Annotated in this window: 1 protein-coding gene; it reads right to left on the reverse strand. The window is 47.0% G+C overall.

Going from position 1 to position 404, the window contains the following annotated elements:
- Positions 1-404: IS256 family transposase (locus NJD71_RS13750; protein WP_319052455.1), on the reverse strand; the 404-nt coding region annotated here is incomplete at both ends.

The raw sequence follows: 404 nt of genomic DNA on the forward strand, positions 1-404 counted from the left end.
CGTTAAGGTTAACGCCTAGGGCTAAGTAAATGGCTTTGTTGATGATCTGCTTGTCTTGACGTATCTTCACGACGATGCAGTCTAGATAGACAATAGGATAGATGCTGCTCAGTGGCCGGTTCTGCCAAGCGGTGATGTCCTCTAATATGTTATCGGTGACTCTTGAGACAAGAGAGCTTGAGATGTCGACATCGTAGAGCTCTTTAATGCTCTCTACGATCTCAGTGGTGGTTTGACCCTTGGCGTAAAGGAATATGATTTTATCATCGAGACCTGAGATACGGGTTTGATGCTTACGCACTAACGCAGGTTCAAAGTCACCATCACGGTCTCTTGGGGTGGAGATCTCAAGATTGCCTGTGTCACTGCGGACGGTCTTTTTAGTGTGGCCGTTGCGCTTATTG

Origin of the sequence: Psychrobacter sp. PP-21 (genome assembly GCF_033790785.1) — a bacterium.
Taxonomy (GTDB): Bacteria; Pseudomonadota; Gammaproteobacteria; order Pseudomonadales; family Moraxellaceae; genus Psychrobacter.